We start from the raw sequence: 17,406 nt of genomic DNA on the forward strand, positions 1-17,406 counted from the left end.
TGCGTCCTCCTCCTCGTCCGGCGCCCTCCGGCGCCACCCGACGGTGTTTTCTCGGACCGGTTTGATGGCGCAGCCGAACCCTCTCACGACGCCGCCTCCGGGCGCCGACACGCAAGTCGTGCCGGGCCATGTCGAGCACACGGAAGCGCATACCGGCGCCTTCCCGCCCTTCGAGACCTCGGGCTTCCTCGCCCAGATCGTCTGGCTGGCTCTGGCCTTCGGCCTCCTCTACTACCTCATGGACAAGGTGGCCCTGCCCCGCATCCGGGGTATCCTCCACAACCGCGCCGAGCGGCTCCGCGCCGATCTCGATCAGGCGCAGGCGATGAAGTCCCAGGCCGATGCGGCCGGTGTCGCCTACGAGACATCCCTGCGCGAGGCGCAGAACAAGGCGCGCGACATCGCGCAGGCCACCCGCAACGAGCTGAATGCCGAGGCGGATGCCAAGCGCAAGGCGCTGGAAGCCGAGCTGAACGCGAAGCTCGTCGCCGCCGAGACCACCATCCGCAGCCGCACCGACGCGGCGATGGGCAACGTCCGTTCGATCGCCGGCGAGACCGCTTCGGCCATCGTCGAGCGGCTGACCGGCCAAGCGCCCGATCAGGCGAGCCTCAACCGCGCGCTCGACGCCACGGCCCACTGAGGAAGATCGCCATGCTGCTCGAAGCCGAATTCTGGGTCGCCGTCGCGTTCTTCATCTTCATGGCCATCGCGTGGAAGGCCGGCGCCTTCACCACGATGACCAAGGGGCTGGACAGCCGCGCCAACCGCATCCGTCACGAGCTCGACGAGGCCAAGCGCCTGCGTGAGGAAGCCGCCGCCGTGCTGGCCGACTACAAGCGCCGTCAGGTCGAGGCCGAGAAGGAAGCGCAGGCGATCGTGGCCAGCGCCCGCGAGGAGGCGCAGCGCGCCGCTGACGAGGGCCAGCGCAAGCTGAACGAGTTCCTCGACCGCCGCACCAAGGCGGCCGACGTCAAGATCGCGCAGGCGGAGGCTCAGGCCGAAGCCCAGGTGCGCGCGGCGGCCGCCGAGGCGGCGGTCCGCGTCTCCGAGACCATCCTGAAGGAGCGCCTTCAGGGCGACGCCGCCCAGGGCCTCATCCGGGCGAGCCTCGGCGAGATCCGCACCCGCATGCGCGCCTGAGACCGCACGGTCTAGTCACACGGAAAAGCCGCCCCTGGGCGGCTTTTTTCGTTCTTGGAGGGAAGAGCGCCACGGTCTTCGCGTGCGCTCTCAGAGCTTGGCCGGAAGGCCAATTACTTCCATCGGTCTGCTTCTCCTGTGGGGCTGCGCAGCGGCCTCGAAGGAGGGTTCCAGACAACGCCGCGATCCCTGGAGCCCTCCTCTCGAGGCCTCCACTGCGCACCGGCACCTCGGAGCCCGACCGAAAAAGTCGCGACGGCGCCTCACACTTCACCGTCTTTGCGAGCATGAGCGAAGCAATCCAGGGGCGGGCGAGTCGCTTCCGACCGTGGAGCGTCCCTGGATTGCTTCGTTCCTCGCAATGACGGAGGCGGACGCGACCTTTCCGGCCAGACTCTCGGGATGAGGTCGAGCATGGGGGACGCGCCGGCTTCTCCGTCAAGCTCCAAGTCCCTCGCCGTCATGGCAACAGATCTCAGTCCGGGCGTTCGCCCTCGACCTCGCGGGTCTCCTCCACCTCCGGGGCGACCTGGCCATAGTTCAGCACGGCGACGAGGGTGACGCCGCCGAACAGGTTGCCGGCCAGCGTCGGTAGGAAGAACCGGAAGAGGTAGTCGTGGGCTGAGGCCGCGCCCGTGACCACGAGGTAGAAGGCCTCCACCGAGCCCGCCACGACGTGGGCGAGGCTGCAGAGCGAGACGAGCCACGTCATCAGCATGATGATGAAGGGCGCGGCGCTGCCGGTGGCGGGCAGGAACCACACCATCAGCGCGATCATCCAGCCGGCGAAGATTGCCTTCACGAAGGTCGCCGCGAATTCGTGGGCGATGGCGTCGTGGCTGATCTCGGCGAAGGATTTCTGCACGGAGGGCTCGAAGGCGCCGGCATGGGCGATGAGGGTCGCGATGGCGAGGGTGCCGAGCAGGTTGCCCACGAGGACGATGGTCCACAGGCGCAGCACCCGCCACGTGGTCTTCACCGACCGGTCGTGCAGGAGCGGCAGGACCGGCGTGATGGTGTTCTCGGTGAAGAGTTGCTGCCGGCCGAGCACCACGACGAGGAACCCGACCGAGTACCCCATCGAGGTGATGACCTTGCTCCATTCGGCGTCCGGCAGGTGCGACTTGAGCACACCGGGCACGATGAGCGAGAGCGCGATGCTCAGGCCCGCGGCGAAGGCCGAGAGGAACAGGGCGCCCCCGTGGCGGCGCAACTCTTCGTCGCCGCCCAGGCGGATCGCCTCGTGCAGGACGTAGGCGTCCGGCCGGGCGATCTCGTCCACGGTCTTCAGAAGCTCGTGCCGCCGCGTCCTCCGGTCGGCCTTGTCGTTCTCGGTCATTCGTACCGCTCCGCTGCGCCGACGATGGGGGAGCTTCAGGCCGAGAGTCGGGCCACCAGAGCCTCGACCTCGGCCTGGGCCGCCGCGAGGGCGGCGCCATCCCGGCTGCGCACGACGATACGGTTGCGGAACCCCTCCGGCGTCATCATCGGATAGGATCCGATGGAAACGCCCGCGTGGCGCTTGGCGATCTCGCCGAGATCGCCCGCGTAATTGCCCTCCGGGATGCCCTTCGCCTCGACGGTGACCGATTGCATGGCGGTCCCGCCGGTCAGGGTCGGGCCCACGGCGTCGAGCATCGCCTGCATGATCGCGGGCACGCCCGCCATCACCATCACGTTGCCGATGCGGAAGCCCGGCGCCTTCGAGATCAAATTGGGGATCAGGTCCGCGCCGAAGGGGATGCGGGCCATGCGCAGGCGGGCCTCGTTCAGGTCCTCCGGCTTGTGGCGTTCCAACAGCATGGCGCGGGCGCGCTCGTCCACGTCGATGCCGACACCGAAGGCCTTGGCGACGCAATCGGCGGTGATGTCGTCATGGGTCGGGCCGATACCGCCGGTGGTGAACAGGTAGGTGTAGCGCTCGCGCAGGGCGTTCACCGCCTCGACGATCCGGTCCTCCTCGTCGGGGACGATGCGGACCTCGCGCAAGTCGATCCCGGCGGCGGTGAGGTAATCGGCGATGGTGCCGATGTTCTTATCCTTGGTGCGCCCCGAGAGGATTTCGTCGCCGATGACGAGGATCGCGGCTGTGACCGTGGCGGGGGTGGCGTTCATCGGACCTGTCGTGATTCTGAATTACCGTGCAGATAGCGCGCTGCGATCCCGACGCCACAGCCCAGACCGAGCGATCCCCATGCTTTGGCCCTCGCCCCTCACGGAGGGGCGGCTCCTGCGACGCTACAAGCGCTTCCTGGCCGATATCGAAACCCCGGCGGGTGTCGAGACCGTCCATTGTCCGAACCCCGGCGCGATGATGGAGCTCGATGCGGAGGGGAGCCGGGTGCTCCTGTCGCGCTCGTCCAACCCGACACGCAAGCTGCCGCTCACCTGGGAGGCGGTGGAGGCCGACCTGCCCGGCGGGCCGCAATGGGTCGGCATCAACACGATGCGCCCGAACGCCCTGGTGGCGGAGGCCTTCCGCGGCGGTCTCCTCGCGCCGCTGGCGGGCTACGTATCCCTGCGGCCGGAGGTGCGCTACGCCAAGGCGAGCCGGGTCGATTTCCTGGCGGGCGGCCCGGCGGGGCCGTGCCATGTCGAGGTGAAGAACTGCCACCTCATGCGGCGGGCCGGGCTCGCCGAGTTCCCCGATTGCAAGGCCGCCCGCAGCGCCCGGCACATGCGCGACCTCGCGGAGGTGGTCGAGGCCGGTGGGCGGGCTTTGGTGGTGATCGTGGTGCAGATGCGGGCCGAGGCCTTCGACGTCGCCCGCGACATCGATCCGGCCTTCGACCGCGCCTTTCGCGAGGCGCGGGCGGCGGGCGTCGAGACGCGGGCCTATCGCTGCGATGTCGGGCCGGAGGGCGTGGCGATCGTGGCGGAGATCCCCATCGTCACGCCGGCCTGAATCCTGCTCTCTTCGTCATTGCGAGCAGAGCGAAGCAATCCAGGGCGGCGGGACACCGCAGAACGAGGCGTTTCGCTGGATTGCTTCGCTGCGCTCGCAATGACGCCGGGGGCGCGCCTGACGGATCTCAGCCCCGTTCGAACATCAGGTTAAGCCGCGAGGGCGGCAATTCGCGGTAGCCGTGCTCCTTGAGGAGCTTCGGCAGGTCGATTTGCCATTGGCCGGTGCCGTTCTCGATGAGGAGGAGGCGCGGCAGCAGGCTCTCCGGCGCCTCGCGCAGGAACGGTTCGAGAATCAGGTCCTCGGCGCCTTCAACGTCGAGCTTGATCGCGTCGACATGAGTCAGGCCCTCGCCGTGCAGCAGGTCGAGGAGCGTCACCGCCGGCACGGTGACCTGCGCGCCCTCGTTGGTGCCGACGATCCGCAGGCTCGATTCGCCCCGATTGCGGGGGTCGATGAACAGGGTCAGCTCGCCGGTCTTGTCCGCGACGGCGCAGGCCATGGCCTTCACCGTGTGGAACGGGTTCTGCGCGATGTTGTAGCTCAGCCGCGCGAACACGTCCTTCTGCGGCTCCACCGCCACGATCCGCGCCTGCGGCCCGGCGAAGGCGGCGACGTAGAGGGCGTAGGCACCGATATTCGCGCCGATGTCGAGGAACACGCAATCCTGCGGCAGCCGCGCCTTCAGCAGGGCGCGCTCCTGCGGATCGAAGAATTGCGGGGTGAAGAGCACCTTCTTCTCGCAATTGTTGTTGTAGGGGTGCAGCCGCATCTTCGCGCCGTAGCGCGTCACGTCGAGGGGCTTGCCCCCGAGCAGCGAGATGCCGAGGCGCCGGAGCAGCAGGGCGAAGCGTCGCCCGTACCAGTTCTCCGTGCCGATGCTGCTGGTGCGCCGGGTGATCGCGGCGACGAGGCCGGTCGGCGTGTAAGTCCCGTAGGGTCGTGAGTCGCTCATGGCGCGGCGGTGATGCCAGCCGGGGCGCTCTGTCGCAAGCGCGCGTTGATGGACCGGCGCGCTGCCGGTAAGCCGGACCCGTTGTGGTGGAATGGGTTCGGGGATGGACAGTTTCGATTCCGATGGCGTGCGGATCGCCTATATCGACGTGCCGCCGGCCTCAGGCGGTGGCGGCGACGCGATCCTGCTGATCCACGGCTTCGCCTCGAACCATGCGGTGAACTGGGTGAACACCCAATGGGTGCGGACCCTCGCCCAGGCCGGCTACCGCACCATTGCCCTCGACAATCGCGGCCATGGCGAGAGCGAGAAGCTCTACGATCCGGAGGCCTATTCGTCCGAGGCGATGGCGTCGGACGCCGTGCGGCTCCTCGATCATCTCGGCATCGAACGCGCCCATATCATGGGCTACTCGATGGGCGCGCGGATCACCGCCCACATCGCCCTCGACCATACCGCGCGGGTCCGCACGGCGCTCATCGGCGGCCTCGGGATGCATCTCGTGGAAGGGCGCGGCCTGCCCTCCGGCATCGCGGAGGCGTTGGAGGCCCCCGCCGGCACGCCCGCCCCGAACCCCACGGCGGCGGCGTTCCGCACTTTCGCCGAGCAGACCCGCAGCGACCTGCGGGCGCTCGCGGCCTGCATGCGCGGCTCGCGCCAGACCCTCAGCCGGAGCGAACTCGCGCAGATCGAGGTGCCGGTGCTGGTCTCGGTCGGGACGCTGGACACGGTGGCGGGCTCGGGCCCGGGGCTTGCCGCCCTGATGCCCGATGCGCGCGCCCTGGACCTGGAGGGCAAGGATCACTCCACCGCCGTCGGCGCCAAGGCCCACCGCGACGGCGTGCTCGCGTTCCTCGCAGCCCAGCCCTAGCGCGTTTTCGGGAAAACCCGGATCATGCTGCGCCTCCCGTCTTTGCGAGCGAAGCGAAGCAATCCAGGGATCCGCCACATCCGTTCAGGTCCCGCTGCCCTGGATTGCTTCGCTGTCGCTCGCAAAGACGGTGAAGCAGGTGATCCGGATCAATCCGAAAACGCTCTAGCTCTTCAGCCGGTAGCCCGTGCGGAAGATGTATGTCACGAGCCCGAGGCAAATCACGAGGAAGAGCCCCGTCATGGCGAGGCTCACCGCGATGCTGACGTCGGCGGTGCCGAAGAACGCCCAGCGGAACCCGCTGATCAGGTAGACGACCGGGTTCGCAAGGCTCACCGCGTGCCAGAAGGGCGGCAGCATGCTCACCGAGTAGAAGCTGCCGCCGAGGAAGGTCAGCGGCGTCACCACGAGGAGCGGCACCAGCTGCAGCTTCTCGAACCCGTCCGCCCAGAGGCCGATGACGAAGCCGAACAGGCTGAACGTCGTGGCCGTGAGCAGCAGGAAGCCGATCATCCACAGCGGATGGTCGATCCGCAGCGGCACGAACAGCGCCGAGGTCGCGAGGATGATCAGCCCGATCAGGATCGATTTCGAGGCCGCCGCGCCGACATAGCCGAGCACCACCTCCACGGGGGAGATCGGCGCCGAGAGGATCTCGTAGATCGTGCCGGCGAAGCGCGGGAAGTAGATGCCGAACGAGGCGTTGGCGATGCTCTGCGTCAGCAGCGAGAGCATGATCAGCCCCGGTACGATGAACAGCCCGTAGGGCACGCCGTCCACGGCCGAGACCCGCGAGCCGATGGCTGCGCCGAACACCACGAAATAGAGCGTGGTCGAGATGACCGGCGCCAGGATGCTCTGCCCGGCCGTGCGCCAGAAGCGGCTCATCTCGAAGCGGTAGATTGCCAGGACCGCCGGCCAGTTCATGCCGCCCATCACGCTGCCTCCCCGCGCACCAGTCCGACGAAGATGTCCTCGAGCGAGGATTGCTCCGTGCGCAGGTCGCTGAACCGGATCTCCGCCTGCGACAGGGCGGTGAGCAGCCCGGTGATGCCGGTGCGTTCGGCCTTGGTGTCGTAGGTGTAGACCAGTTCGCGCCCCTCCCCTGTCAGGGCCAGGCCGAAATGCGCGAGGCTGTCCGGCACCGCGTGGAGGGGCGTCTGCAATTGCAGGATCAGGCGCTTGCGCCCGAGCTGATGCATCAGCGCCGCCTTCTCCTCCACGAGGATGATCTGCCCGCCCCGGATCACCCCGATCCGGTCGGCCATCTCCTCGGCCTCCTCGATGTAGTGGGTGGTGAGGATGACCGTGACGCCCTCGTCGCGCAGGTCGCGCACGAGCCGCCACATGTCCTGGCGCAACTCCACGTCGACGCCGGCGGTCGGCTCGTCGAGGAACAGCACGCGCGGCTGGTGCGAGAGCGCCTTGGCGATCAGCACGCGCCGCTTCATGCCGCCCGAGAGCGTCATCAGCCGGTTGGTGCGCTTGTCCCACAGGGAGAGCGCCTTCAGCACGCGCTCGATATGGGCCGGGTCCGGCTTCATGCCGAACAGCCCGCGCGAGAAGCTCACCGTGTTCCACACCGTCTCGAAGGCGTCGGTGGTGAGTTCCTGCGGCACGAGGCCGATCGACCGCCGCGCCGCCCGGTAATCGCGGGCGATGTCGTGGCCATCGACCGTCACGGTGCCGGTGCTCGGCGTGACGATGCCGCAGACGATGTTGATGAGGGTCGATTTGCCGGCGCCGTTCGGCCCGAGCAGGGCGAAGATCTCGCCGCGCTCAATGGCGAGGTTCACGCCCTTCAGGGCGCTGAACCCGGACGCATAGGTCTTCGACAGGTCCGATATGGAGATGATGGGCATCGCGCGGGGGCTGCAACGGGGTGGCGGCCTATAGCACGCCCACGTTCGGCCTCAGCCCGTCCCGCGTGCGCGGGCACACGGGGCGGCTCAGGCCCCTCCGCGCTTCGCGAAGGATTCGAGCATCCGCAGGCAGAAGTCACGCATCTTCGGATCACGGATGCGGGTGAAGGCGGCGATCATCGCGGCGCATTCGCTGCTCGACGGCTCCTGGCCCGGCTCGGCCGAGGGAGCGCGGGTGAAGGCGCTGAGCGGGATGTCCAGGGCGGTCGCGATCTGGCGCAGCAGGCGGACCCGCTCGGATGCGGCCGTGTCCTGCGTCGCAGGGAAGCCGCCAGCGTCAGTCATGGTGCCGTCCGCCCACTCGACCGATTCGTCCGATGCTTGTGCTCCCCCAGGCCATCTGCCTGCGGCTCAAATCGAGGCCAACATTCAATAAGACGCAGGTCTTTGCAACTTGCCGGCCCCAGCCATGTTCGCGCTTTACGGAATGATATCGGTAATCCAGCTTCATCGAAAACATACATATATTGATCGGCCGTTGCGCGAACCGGCGAAAGTCGCCTCTCCTCCGTGCCGGCGGCTGTTGTAGCCATGCTTGCTGCGGAAGTCGCGCGTCTGCGTCGTCACACGCTTACGCCAACGCAGCCGGCATTGATCGGCTCACTCGGAATGGTTTCGCGGGTGCGTAAAGTCACGGCTCTCATCCAAGGTTAACGCAGATACGCCGGAAGCCGACGATTTTTACCTTTCATCAAGGTTTATAAAGGGAAACCGTCGATCAATACCTAACGGAGAATGAAAGGACTCGCGAAAAAACCGTTAATGCTGGCATTCTCAGGCCATCGACGCACAGGAGAGACCGATGAGCGCCCGCCTCGAAGACCTGAAGTTCCTGTTCACCCTCAGTGCCGTCGTGCTCTTCGGCAGCGGCCTCGACATCATCCTGCGCTGAGCCGTTTAGGCCGCCTGACGCTCGATCCGGCGGAGGGAGTCCAAGGCCCTGGCGAGGGCCGCACGGGCATCGAGCCCCTCCTGCGCGGCATCGCGAGAGGCGCAATCCACGAAGACCTGCCGGGGGATGCGGGCCGCCTGAACCGGGCGGGTCCCCGAGGCGGCGACGGCGTTGCCGGTGAGAAGCAGCCCGCGCAGTTCCGCGGCCCGCGCCCGCTTCTCGGCCCGCAGGCGAACGAGGCCGAGGACGAGAGCCACGAGACCGGCCGCTTCCAGGGCCAGCGCGAGAACGTATCCGAAAGCCATCCACCGACCCGCGCGCCGACACCCGCCAAGCCGGGACTGTCCCCGGTCATGGTTAGCGGAAGCTTAACGGCGGGAGGGGCTCACCACATGTCGAGGGCGACACGGGCCTCGTCGGACATGCGGCTCTGGTCCCACGGCGGATCGAACACCATCGTCACGGTGCAGGACTGGACGCCCGGCACGGCCGAGACGGCGTTCTCCACCCAGCCCGGCATCTCGCCCGCCACCGGGCAGCCCGGCGCGGTGAGGGTCATGTCGATGGCGACCTTGCGGTCGTCGTCGATGTCGACCCGGTAGATCAGGCCGAGTTCGTAGATGTCGGCCGGGATCTCCGGATCATAGACGGACTTGAGGGCCACGACGATGGCGTCGGTCAGCCGGTCCATCTCCTCCTGCGGGATCGCCGAGGCGCCTTCGACGGCGGGCGTGTTGCTGCCGCCGGTGATGGTGGCGTCGGTGCTCATCGGTCTCAACCCTTCCCTCGCCGCGTTCAAGGCGCGGCCGGTATCCTACAATCAGGCGAACAGCATTTCGGCCTTCGCCAGCGCCTCGGCAAGCGCATCGATCTCATCGGTCGTGTTGTAAAGCCCGAACGAGGCGCGACAGGTCGAGGTGGCGCCGAACCGCGTCAGCAGCGGCATGGCGCAATGCGTCCCCGCCCGCACCGCGACGCCCTGCCGGTCGATCACGGTGGCGATGTCGTGGGCGTGCGCGCCCTTCATCTCGAAGCTGATGACGCCGCCCTTGCCCTTCGCCGTGCCGATGATCCGCAGAGCGTTCATCGCGCCTAGGCGCTCGTGGGCGTACTCGGTCAGCTTCGCCTCGTGCGCGGCGATGTTCTCGCGCCCGAGGGTCATCATGAATTCCAGCGCCGCGCCGAGGCCGACCGCCTCGATGATCGCCGGGGTGCCCGCCTCGAAGCGATGGGGCGGATCGTTGTAGGTGACCGCATCCTGGCTCACCGCGCGGATCATCTCGCCGCCGCCCTGGTAGGGGGGCAGGCGCTCCAGCCATTCCTTCTTGCCGTAGAGCACGCCGATGCCGGTCGGCCCATAGACCTTGTGGCCGGTGAAGACGAAGAAGTCGCAATCGAGCGCCCGCACGTCGATCGGCTGGTGGACCGCGCTCTGCGCGCCGTCGAGGAGCACCGGCACGCCGTGGGCATGGGCGATCCGCACGATCTCCTTGGCCGGCGTCACCGTGCCGAGCACGTTCGACATGTGGGTGATCGCCACCATCTTGGTGCGCGGCGTGAACAGTTTTTCGTACTCCTCGACGAGGAAGTTGCCCTCGTCATCGACGGGCGCCCACTTAATCACCGCCCCGCGACGCTCGCGCAGGAAGTGCCAGGGCACGATGTTGGAATGGTGCTCCATGATCGAGAGGATGATCTCGTCCCCCTCCCCGATCAGCCCGGCCCAGCCCATGGACGAGGCGACGAGGTTGTACGCCTCGGTGGCGTTGCGGGTGAAGATGATCTCGTCCGTCGAAACCGCGTTGAGAAATTGCCGCGTGGTCTCGCGGGCGCCCTCGAACCCCTCGGTCGCGGCGTTGGCCATGTAATGCAGGCCGCGATGCACGTTGGCGTAGCCGGTCTGCATGCAATTAACCATCGCGTCGATGACGGCGCGGGGTTTCTGCGCGGAGGCCGCGTTGTCGAGGTAGACCAGCGGTTTGCCGTAGACCGTCTCCGCCAGGATCGGGAACTCCTTGCGGATCTCCGAAACGTCGTAGGTCGGGGTGAGGACGGGTGCGTTCATGGGCGCGACCTTCTGAAGACTTTGCCGCTCCCTGCCGCAAACCTCATCCTGAGGTGCCGGAGCGAAGCGGAGGCCTCGAAGGAGGCCTCCCGCTGTCATTGCAGTCCCTGGAACCCTCCTTCGAGGCGGCTTGCGCCGCACCTCAGGATGAGGTCCCGGGTTGGGCGGGTCGCGGAGCGGGGATCAGCCCCGCGCCGCGAGCCACGCCTCGATCTCGCCGATCAGCGCCGCGCGGGCGCCCTCGTGCGTGACCGTCTCGATGGCCTCGCCGAGGAAGGCCTGGACGAGCAGGCTCTGGGCGAGGGGGCGCGGCAGGCCGCGGGCCATCAGGTAGAACAGGAGGTCCTCGTCCGGCGCGCCGCAGGTGGCTCCGTGGCCGCAGGCGACGTCGTCGGCGAAGATTTCCAGCTCCGGCTTGTTCATCATCTGCCCCTCGTCGGTGAGGAGGAGACAATCGGACTTCATCTTGCCGTCGGTCTGCTGCGCCGCCTGGCGGACGATGATCTTGCCCTGGAATACGCCGGTGGCGTTGCCGTCGATCACCGTCTTGAACTGCTCGCGGCCGACGCCGCCCACCGCCGCGTGGTCGGCGAGCAACGTCGAATCGGCGAGCTGCCCGTCGCGCAGCATGGCCGCGCCGTTGACGACGACCTTGGTGTTCTCGCCCGCGATGTTCAGGAAGATCTGGTGGCGCGACAGCACGGCGCCCGTCACCACGGCGACGGTCTCCAACTCCGCCTCGTCGTCCAGCTTCACGCTGATCGTCGAGAGGGCGACGGCGGCGCTGCCCTCGCGGTTCGTGCGGGCGTGCCGGAACGTGGCGCCCTTGCCAATATGCACGTCGAGCGCATCGTTCGGCTGGTAGGCGATGCCGTCCGGCCCCTCGTGGCTTTCGAGGATCGTCACGGCGGCACCCTCGCCCAGGTCCACCAGCACGCGCGTGGCGGTGGAGAACGCCTCGCCGCCCGTCCCGACGAAGCGCAGGTGCAGGGGCAGGTCGGGCTTGGCGCCCGGCGCGACGGTGATCAGCGCGCCATCCGCCAGGAAGGCGGTGTTCAATTGGTAGATCGCGTTCTCGCGGGCCTGCTCGACCGGGGCGAGACGCTTCAGCCGGGCGTCACCCTTGCCCATCGCGTCGTTGATCGGCGTGACGGTCACGCCCTCCGGCAGGCCGGAGAGGTCCGACAGGGCGCGGATCAGGTGGCCGTTGACGAAGGTCAGCCGGGCCGCCTCGATCGTGTCGAAGCCCTTCGCGGCGGCGACCGCCTTGCGGGCGGCCTCCGCCGAGGGGGCTTCGGCGGGCGGGGCGGCGTCGGTGATCGCGGCGCGCAGGTCGGTGTACTTGAACGCCTCGACCCGGCGGCTCGGCAGGCCGGTGGCCTCGAAGAACTTGAACGCCTCCTCGCGGCCGATGGCCTCCTCGGTGGCGAAGCTCTTGCGCCCGGACTCGAACAGCGCCGACAGGCCGGTCTCGGCGCCCGTGCGTAGGTTCTTGACCTCGGCCATTACGCGGCCTCCCCGGTGCGGTACTCGGCGTAGCCGGAGGCTTCGAGTTCCAGCGCCAGCTCCTTGCCGCCGGTCTTCACGATCTGCCCCTTCGACATGACGTGCACGACGTCGGGGACGATGTGGTTCAGCAGCCGCTGGTAGTGGGTGATGACGAGGAAGGAGCGGCCTTCCGCGCGAAGCGCGTTCACGCCCTCGGAGACGATGCGCAGGGCATCGATGTCGAGGCCGGAATCGGTCTCGTCCAGCACGCAGAACTTCGGCTGAAGCAGCGCCATCTGGAGGATTTCCATGCGCTTCTTCTCGCCGCCGGAGAACCCGACGTTGAGGGCGCGCTTGAGCATTTCCTTATTGATCTCAAGCTTGTCGGCGGCACCATTCACCGCGCGGATGAAGTCCGGCGTCGAGAGTTCAGCCTCCCCGCGCGCCTTGCGCTGGGCGTTCAGGCACGCCTTCAGGAAGGTCATGGTGCCGACGCCGGGGATCTCCAGCGGGTACTGGAAGGCCAGGAACACGCCGGCGGCAGCGCGCTCGTCGGGGGCCATCTCCAGAAGGTTCTGGCCGTCGAGGAGGATTTCGCCCTCGAGGACCTCATAGTCCTCCTTGCCGGCGATGACGTAGCTAAGCGTCGACTTGCCGGAGCCGTTCGGCCCCATGATCGCGGCGACTTCGCCATCCTTCACGGTGAGGTTGAGGCCGTTGAGGATGCGGTTGTCCTCGATCTGCACCACGAGGTTCTTGATTTCGAGCATGTCGTAGTCGTCCCAATTCGATTCCAAGCATCCCTCCCCCCTCTGCGGGGGAGGGTGGCCCCTGCGTCAGCAGGGGTCGGGAGAGGGGAGCGCCCTCTCCGAATAGATCGCGACGGGCACCAAATCCTGAGCCGTCGCGCTGCCCCTCTCCCGACCCCCTCGCGGGGGCCACCCTCCCCCGCAGAGGGGGGAGGGAGGAGCGTGGTGAGTGGCTTAGCCCACCGAGCCTTCGAGGCTGATCGAGATCAGCTTCTGGGCCTCGACGGCGAACTCCATCGGCAGCTGCTGCAGCACGTCCCGGACGAAGCCGTTGACGATGAGCGCGGTCGCCTCCTCCTCGGAGAGGCCGCGCTGCTGGCAGTAGAACTTCTGGTCCTCGGAGATCTTCGAGGTCGTCGCCTCGTGCTCGAACACCGCGGAGGCGTTCTTCGACTCGATGTAGGGCACGGTGTGCGCCCCGCACTGGTCGCCGATCAGCAGCGAGTCGCAGTTCGTGAAGTTCCGCGCGCCCTTGGCCTTCTTGTGGGCCGAGACGAGGCCCCGGTAGGTGTTCTGCGAACGCCCGGCCGAGATGCCCTTCGAGATGATCCGGCTCGTCGTGTTCTTGCCGAGATGGATCATCTTGGTGCCGGAATCGACCTGCTGCATCCCGTTCGACACCGCGATCGAGTAGAACTCGCCGCGGCTGTCGTCGCCGCGCAGGATGCAGGACGGGTACTTCCAGGTGATCGCCGAGCCGGTCTCGACCTGCGTCCACGAGATCTTCGAGCGGTCGCCCCGGCAATCGCCGCGCTTCGTCACGAAGTTGTAGATGCCGCCCTTGCCGTCGTTGTCGCCCGGGTACCAGTTCTGGACGGTCGAGTACTTGATCTCGGCGTCCTCCAGGGCGACCAGCTCGACCACGGCCGCGTGGAGCTGGTTGTCGTCGCGCTTCGGGGCGGTGCAGCCCTCGAGGTACGAGACGTAAGAGCCCTTGTCGGCGATGATCAGCGTACGCTCGAACTGGCCGGTATCGCGCTCGTTGATGCGGAAATAGGTCGACAGCTCCATCGGGCAGCGGACGCCCGGCGGGATGTAGACGAACGAGCCGTCCGAGAAGACCGCCGAGTTCAGCGTCGCGAAGAAGTTGTCCGTCACCGGCACGACCGAGCCGAGGTACTTCTTCACGAGTTCCGGGTGCTCGCGCACGGCCTCGGAGATCGGCATGAAGATCACGCCGGCCTTCTCGAGCTCCTTCTTGAAGGTCGTGGCGACCGACACGGAATCGAACACCGCGTCCACGGCCACCCGGCGCTCGGGGGCGATGCCTTCCAGCACCTCGACCTCGCGCAGCGGGATGCCGAGCTTCTCGTAGGTCTTCAGGATCTCGGGGTCGATCTCATCGAGGGACATCGCCGCCGGGCGCTTGGGCGCGGCGTAGTAATAGATGTCGTTGTAATCGACCTTGTCGTAGGACACGCGGGCCCACTCGGGCTCCTTCATCGTGAGCCAGCGCTTGTAGGCGTCGAGGCGCCATTCCAGCAGCCATTCCGGCTCGTTCTTCTTGCCCGAAATGAAGCGGACGACGTCCTCGGAGATGCCCTTCTCGGACTTCTCCATCTCGATGGTGGTCTCGAACCCGTACTTGTACTGGTCGAGGTCGATCGAGCGGACCCGGTCGATGGTTTCCTGCACGGCAGGCATCAGCGTCTCCTCGCAAACCCGGCGTCAAGGACCGGGACGCATGTGGATGTGGCTCGGGACGCGGCCCTCAGGCCGCTCGCCCTCGCCTCTCATATAGGGATGTCACGACCCGTTCGAAGGCGTGGAGGAAGCGGGTCACGTCCTCCTCCACGGTATTCCAGCCCAGACTCACCCGGAGCGCCCCGCCCGCGAGCGCCGGGGGCACGCCCATCGCCGCCAGCGTCGCGGAGCGCGCGACCTTGCCCGACGAGCAGGCCGAGCCCGACGAGACGGCCACCCCCGCGAGATCGAGGGCGATCAGCGCCGCCGGGGCATCGAGCCCCGGAACGGCGAAGCTCAGCGTGTTCGGCAGGCGCGGCGCGCCCTCCCCGAACACCACCGCGTCCGGTGCGAGGGCGCGGACACCCGCCTCGGCCCGGTCCCGCAGAGCGGCGATCCGTGCCGCCTCGGCGGGAAGCGATTCGGCCGCGATCCGCGCCGCCTCTCCCATACCAACGAGCGAAGGCAGGCTTTCGGTACCGCAGCGCAGGCGCTTTTCCTGGCCACCCCCCCGGACGAAGGCCCCGTCGAGGGTGATGTCGTCGGCCATCACCAGCGCGCCGACCCCCTTCGGGGCGGCGAACTTGTGGCCGGAGAGGGTGAGGGCGTCGAGACCGAGGGCGGAGAAATCCAAAGGGATCTTCCCCACGGCCTGCACCGCGTCACTGTGGACGAGGGCGCGGCCATGGGCGCGGGCCCGGGCGACGATCTCCGCGAGCGGCTGGATCACGCCGGTCTCGTTGTTCGCGGCATGGACCGAGATCAGCACGCACTCCCCCGCGAGGGCCGTCAGCCGCGCGTCGAGGGCGGCAAGGTCGATCACCCCCGCCGCATCCACCGGCAGATGCTCCACCGCCTCGTCCGGGAAGCGGTGGCCGGCGGCAACGCAGGGGTGCTCGCTCGCGCTGTAGAGAAGGCGGGTCGGCGCCGGCCAGCCCCGGCGGCGCAGGGCGCCCGAGAGGACCGCGTTCGCGGCTTCCGTCCCGCCGCTGGTGAACACGACCTGCCCGGCGCTCGCGCCGACGAGGCCCGCCACTTGTGCCCGCGCGCCTTCGAGCGCCGCCCGCGCCGCCCGGCCCTCGGCATGGATCGAGGAGGGGTTGCCCGGCAGGCTCAGGGCGCTCGCCACCGCCGCCGCCACATCCGGACGAACCGGGGCGGTCGCATTGTGGTCGAGATAGGCGCGGGTCTTGTCCATCGCCGTAATGCTTCGTCTCCAATCGCGCGAAGTGCTTGCACGCAGGGTGGCCCGCCGTGTTAAGGCGCGCCGAGAGAAATACCGGTCCCTCCGGCCGAGAACGTCCCGGCACACCACCCTGCGGTGGACTTACGCCGTACTTTAGAACGCTTCTAATGACCTAGAATTGTTCTAAGAGTGCTTTTATGACGTAGGTCCATCGAGTCAAGGTGGTCCGCTGCGGTGCGGGAACGGGCGGCCGAGGGCGACGGAGCGAGAGGACGAACATGCCAGAGGTCATCTTCACCGGTCCCGCCGGGCGCCTGGAGGGCCGTTACCAAGCCCCCAAGAAGCGCGGCGCTCCCATCGCCATCGTGCTGCACCCGCACCCGCAATTCGGCGGCACGATGAACAATCAAATCGTGTACAATCTTTTCTACACCTTCGCCAATCGCGGCTTCGCAGCCCTGCGTTTCAATTTTCGCGGGGTCGGCCGCAGCCAGGGCGCCTTCGATCACGGCTCGGGCGAGTTGTCGGACGCGGCGGCGGCGCTCGATTGGGTGCAGGCGGTGAATCCGGAGGCGAAGGCCTGCTGGATCGCGGGCGTGTCCTTCGGCTCGTGGATCGGCATGCAGCTGCTGATGCGCCGCCCGGAGATCGAGGGCTTCATCTCCATCGCGGCGATGGCCAACCGCTACGATTTCACCTTCCTGGCGCCCTGCCCCTCCTCCGGCCTGTTCGTCCACGGCTCCGAGGATCGGGTCGCGCCGGCCCGCGAGGTGATGCCGGTGATCGAGAAGGTGAAGACGCAGAAGGGCGTCATCATCGAGCACCAGATCGTCGATGGCGCGAACCACTTCTTTGACGGCAAGGTCGACGAGCTGACGCAGACCGTCGACACCTATCTCGACAAGCGGCTGGGCAAGCGCGAAGAGGCCGCTTGAGGCGAAATGCGGGTGGGACCGGGTAGTCGGCTTCCCATCCGGTCCCTTGACGTGGGGTGGCGCTGCGAATAGGGCGCCCCTTCCACCCCTGTCGCGGAACGTCTCCACGCCTGATGACGGATCACTCTCCCGAACAACCGGTCGTCCTGCTGGTCGAAGACGATGGCCTCCTCCTGATGGAGGCGTCCGACACCCTCGCGGATGCCGGCTTCACGGTTCTGGAGGCGTCGCACGCGGACAAGGCCCTCGCCGTCCTGGAGAACCGGGACGACGTGGAGGTGCTGATGACCGACGTGGATATGCCGCAGGGCTCCATGGACGGTTTCGCCCTCGCCCGCCTCGTGGCGCATCGCTGGCCCGGCATCCCAGTGCTGGTCGTGTCGGGGATGGGCACCCCCGGCCCGCACGACATGCCCGACGGGGCGCGCTTCATCCCGAAGCCCTACGAGCCGACAACCCTGGTCCGAACCCTGCGCGCCTTCATCCGCCGCGCGGCCTGAGCCATAAGGGACGGACCTTTCGGCCGTGGCCGATCCGCGCGGTGCCGAGCCG

The 17,406-nt window shown here is 67.8% G+C and carries 19 protein-coding genes; 6 read left to right on the plus strand and 13 right to left on the minus strand.

What is annotated here, in order from left to right:
• The first annotated feature begins 64 nt into the window (after positions 1-64).
• The gene (locus ACS5Q7_RS08975; protein ID WP_478338991.1) at positions 65-643 is read left to right on the plus strand and encodes a F0F1 ATP synthase subunit B family protein; all 579 of its coding nucleotides are present in this window, start codon (positions 65-67) and stop codon (positions 641-643) included.
• A gap of 14 nt (positions 644-657) precedes the next feature.
• Positions 658-1,143: a F0F1 ATP synthase subunit B family protein gene (locus tag ACS5Q7_RS08980; protein ID WP_478339384.1), complete on the plus strand. Its 486-nt coding sequence runs from the start codon at positions 658-660 to the stop codon at positions 1,141-1,143.
• A 475-nt stretch (positions 1,144-1,618) separates the two neighbouring features.
• On the opposite strand, the gene ACS5Q7_RS08985 is transcribed toward ACS5Q7_RS08980, so the two are convergent.
• Positions 1,619-2,482 carry a formate/nitrite transporter family protein gene (locus ACS5Q7_RS08985; RefSeq protein WP_478338992.1) on the minus strand — a complete coding sequence of 288 codons (864 nt, stop codon included), beginning with the start codon at positions 2,480-2,482 and terminating at the stop codon, positions 1,619-1,621.
• 35 nt (positions 2,483-2,517) lie between these two features.
• Entirely contained in the window at positions 2,518-3,258 is a 741-nt protein-coding gene (locus ACS5Q7_RS08990) for a competence/damage-inducible protein A (RefSeq protein WP_478338993.1), read from the minus strand.
• A gap of 79 nt (positions 3,259-3,337) precedes the next feature.
• Here ACS5Q7_RS08990 and sfsA point away from each other — a divergent pair, with 79 nt between their 5' ends.
• Positions 3,338-4,048, plus strand: a complete 711-nt coding sequence (sfsA, locus tag ACS5Q7_RS08995) for a DNA/RNA nuclease SfsA (protein ID WP_478338994.1) — start codon at positions 3,338-3,340, stop codon at positions 4,046-4,048.
• Positions 4,049-4,175: 127 nt separating this feature from the next.
• Here the strand turns inward: sfsA and ACS5Q7_RS09000 are convergent, their stop codons facing one another.
• Positions 4,176-5,003, minus strand: a complete 828-nt coding sequence (locus ACS5Q7_RS09000; RefSeq protein WP_478338995.1) for an FkbM family methyltransferase — start codon at positions 5,001-5,003, stop codon at positions 4,176-4,178.
• Between the two features lie 103 nt (positions 5,004-5,106).
• Here ACS5Q7_RS09000 and ACS5Q7_RS09005 point away from each other — a divergent pair, with 103 nt between their 5' ends.
• Positions 5,107-5,874 (plus strand): alpha/beta fold hydrolase, encoded by a 768-nt coding sequence (locus ACS5Q7_RS09005; protein WP_478338996.1) that lies wholly within the window; start codon positions 5,107-5,109, stop codon positions 5,872-5,874.
• Between the two features lie 165 nt (positions 5,875-6,039).
• On the opposite strand, the gene ACS5Q7_RS09010 is transcribed toward ACS5Q7_RS09005, so the two are convergent.
• From ACS5Q7_RS09010 to ACS5Q7_RS09055, 10 genes are all read right to left on the minus strand, one after another.
• Positions 6,040-6,801: an ABC transporter permease gene (locus tag ACS5Q7_RS09010; RefSeq protein ID WP_478339385.1), complete on the minus strand. Its 762-nt coding sequence runs from the start codon at positions 6,799-6,801 to the stop codon at positions 6,040-6,042.
• An 8-nt stretch (positions 6,802-6,809) separates the two neighbouring features.
• Positions 6,810-7,736: an ABC transporter ATP-binding protein gene (locus ACS5Q7_RS09015; protein WP_478338997.1), complete on the minus strand. Its 927-nt coding sequence runs from the start codon at positions 7,734-7,736 to the stop codon at positions 6,810-6,812.
• Positions 7,737-7,823: 87 nt separating this feature from the next.
• On the minus strand, positions 7,824-8,081 hold the full coding sequence (locus ACS5Q7_RS09020; RefSeq protein WP_478338998.1) for a hypothetical protein: 258 nt from the start codon (positions 8,079-8,081) through the stop codon (positions 7,824-7,826).
• Between the two features lie 612 nt (positions 8,082-8,693).
• Positions 8,694-8,993 carry a hypothetical protein gene (locus ACS5Q7_RS09025; RefSeq protein WP_478338999.1) on the minus strand — a complete coding sequence of 100 codons (300 nt, stop codon included), beginning with the start codon at positions 8,991-8,993 and terminating at the stop codon, positions 8,694-8,696.
• An 80-nt stretch (positions 8,994-9,073) separates the two neighbouring features.
• Positions 9,074-9,457 (minus strand): SUF system Fe-S cluster assembly protein, encoded by a 384-nt coding sequence (locus tag ACS5Q7_RS09030; RefSeq protein WP_478339000.1) that lies wholly within the window; start codon positions 9,455-9,457, stop codon positions 9,074-9,076.
• Between the two features lie 51 nt (positions 9,458-9,508).
• Entirely contained in the window at positions 9,509-10,753 is a 1,245-nt protein-coding gene (locus tag ACS5Q7_RS09035) for a cysteine desulfurase (RefSeq protein ID WP_478339001.1), read from the minus strand.
• A 183-nt stretch (positions 10,754-10,936) separates the two neighbouring features.
• On the minus strand, positions 10,937-12,259 hold the full coding sequence (locus ACS5Q7_RS09040) for a SufB/SufD family protein (protein ID WP_478339002.1): 1,323 nt from the start codon (positions 12,257-12,259) through the stop codon (positions 10,937-10,939).
• A complete protein-coding gene (sufC, locus tag ACS5Q7_RS09045; RefSeq protein WP_478339386.1) occupies positions 12,259-13,011 on the minus strand; it encodes a Fe-S cluster assembly ATPase SufC in 753 nt (250 codons plus the stop codon). The genes ACS5Q7_RS09040 and sufC overlap by 1 nt, the downstream gene beginning before the upstream one ends.
• Positions 13,012-13,224: 213 nt before the next feature.
• The gene (sufB, locus tag ACS5Q7_RS09050; RefSeq protein WP_478339003.1) at positions 13,225-14,694 is read right to left on the minus strand and encodes a Fe-S cluster assembly protein SufB; all 1,470 of its coding nucleotides are present in this window, start codon (positions 14,692-14,694) and stop codon (positions 13,225-13,227) included.
• Between the two features lie 67 nt (positions 14,695-14,761).
• Positions 14,762-15,931 (minus strand): cysteine desulfurase family protein, encoded by a 1,170-nt coding sequence (locus tag ACS5Q7_RS09055; protein WP_478339004.1) that lies wholly within the window; start codon positions 15,929-15,931, stop codon positions 14,762-14,764.
• Between the two features lie 266 nt (positions 15,932-16,197).
• Between ACS5Q7_RS09055 and ACS5Q7_RS09060 the strand changes: the two genes are divergently transcribed.
• Positions 16,198-16,854 carry an alpha/beta hydrolase gene (locus tag ACS5Q7_RS09060; protein WP_243954529.1) on the plus strand — a complete coding sequence of 219 codons (657 nt, stop codon included), beginning with the start codon at positions 16,198-16,200 and terminating at the stop codon, positions 16,852-16,854.
• Between the two features lie 113 nt (positions 16,855-16,967).
• Positions 16,968-17,354, plus strand: coding sequence for a response regulator (locus ACS5Q7_RS09065; protein WP_478339005.1), 387 nt, complete (start codon positions 16,968-16,970; stop codon positions 17,352-17,354).
• The last annotated feature ends 52 nt before the right edge of the window (positions 17,355-17,406 follow it).

The sequence above is a fragment of the Methylobacterium sp. Gmos3 genome (assembly GCF_056430985.1).

What these genes read in the sequence shown, in the direction of transcription:
- ACS5Q7_RS09000 (WP_478338995.1), bottom strand. Translation starts at nt 5,003, where the DNA reads ATGAGCGACTCACGACCCTACGGGACTTACACGCCGACCGGCCTCGTC.
- ACS5Q7_RS09040 (WP_478339002.1), bottom strand. Translation starts at nt 12,259, where the DNA reads ATGGCCGAGGTCAAGAACCTACGCACGGGCGCCGAGACCGGCCTGTCG.
- sufC (WP_478339386.1), bottom strand. Translation starts at nt 13,011, where the DNA reads ATGCTCGAAATCAAGAACCTCGTGGTGCAGATCGAGGACAACCGCATC.
- ACS5Q7_RS09010 (WP_478339385.1), bottom strand. Translation starts at nt 6,801, where the DNA reads ATGAACTGGCCGGCGGTCCTGGCAATCTACCGCTTCGAGATGAGCCGC.
- ACS5Q7_RS09020 (WP_478338998.1), bottom strand. Translation starts at nt 8,081, where the DNA reads ATGACTGACGCTGGCGGCTTCCCTGCGACGCAGGACACGGCCGCATCC.
- ACS5Q7_RS09030 (WP_478339000.1), bottom strand. Translation starts at nt 9,457, where the DNA reads ATGAGCACCGACGCCACCATCACCGGCGGCAGCAACACGCCCGCCGTC.
- ACS5Q7_RS09060 (WP_243954529.1), top strand. Translation starts at nt 16,198, where the DNA reads ATGCCAGAGGTCATCTTCACCGGTCCCGCCGGGCGCCTGGAGGGCCGT.
- ACS5Q7_RS09005 (WP_478338996.1), top strand. Translation starts at nt 5,107, where the DNA reads ATGGACAGTTTCGATTCCGATGGCGTGCGGATCGCCTATATCGACGTG.
- ACS5Q7_RS09055 (WP_478339004.1), bottom strand. Translation starts at nt 15,931, where the DNA reads ATGGACAAGACCCGCGCCTATCTCGACCACAATGCGACCGCCCCGGTT.
- ACS5Q7_RS09015 (WP_478338997.1), bottom strand. Translation starts at nt 7,736, where the DNA reads ATGCCCATCATCTCCATATCGGACCTGTCGAAGACCTATGCGTCCGGG.
- ACS5Q7_RS09065 (WP_478339005.1), top strand. Translation starts at nt 16,968, where the DNA reads ATGACGGATCACTCTCCCGAACAACCGGTCGTCCTGCTGGTCGAAGAC.
- ACS5Q7_RS09025 (WP_478338999.1), bottom strand. Translation starts at nt 8,993, where the DNA reads ATGGCTTTCGGATACGTTCTCGCGCTGGCCCTGGAAGCGGCCGGTCTC.
- ACS5Q7_RS09035 (WP_478339001.1), bottom strand. Translation starts at nt 10,753, where the DNA reads ATGAACGCACCCGTCCTCACCCCGACCTACGACGTTTCGGAGATCCGC.
- sfsA (WP_478338994.1), top strand. Translation starts at nt 3,338, where the DNA reads ATGCTTTGGCCCTCGCCCCTCACGGAGGGGCGGCTCCTGCGACGCTAC.
- ACS5Q7_RS08990 (WP_478338993.1), bottom strand. Translation starts at nt 3,258, where the DNA reads ATGAACGCCACCCCCGCCACGGTCACAGCCGCGATCCTCGTCATCGGC.
- ACS5Q7_RS08975 (WP_478338991.1), top strand. Translation starts at nt 65, where the DNA reads ATGGCGCAGCCGAACCCTCTCACGACGCCGCCTCCGGGCGCCGACACG.
- sufB (WP_478339003.1), bottom strand. Translation starts at nt 14,694, where the DNA reads ATGCCTGCCGTGCAGGAAACCATCGACCGGGTCCGCTCGATCGACCTC.
- ACS5Q7_RS08985 (WP_478338992.1), bottom strand. Translation starts at nt 2,482, where the DNA reads ATGACCGAGAACGACAAGGCCGACCGGAGGACGCGGCGGCACGAGCTT.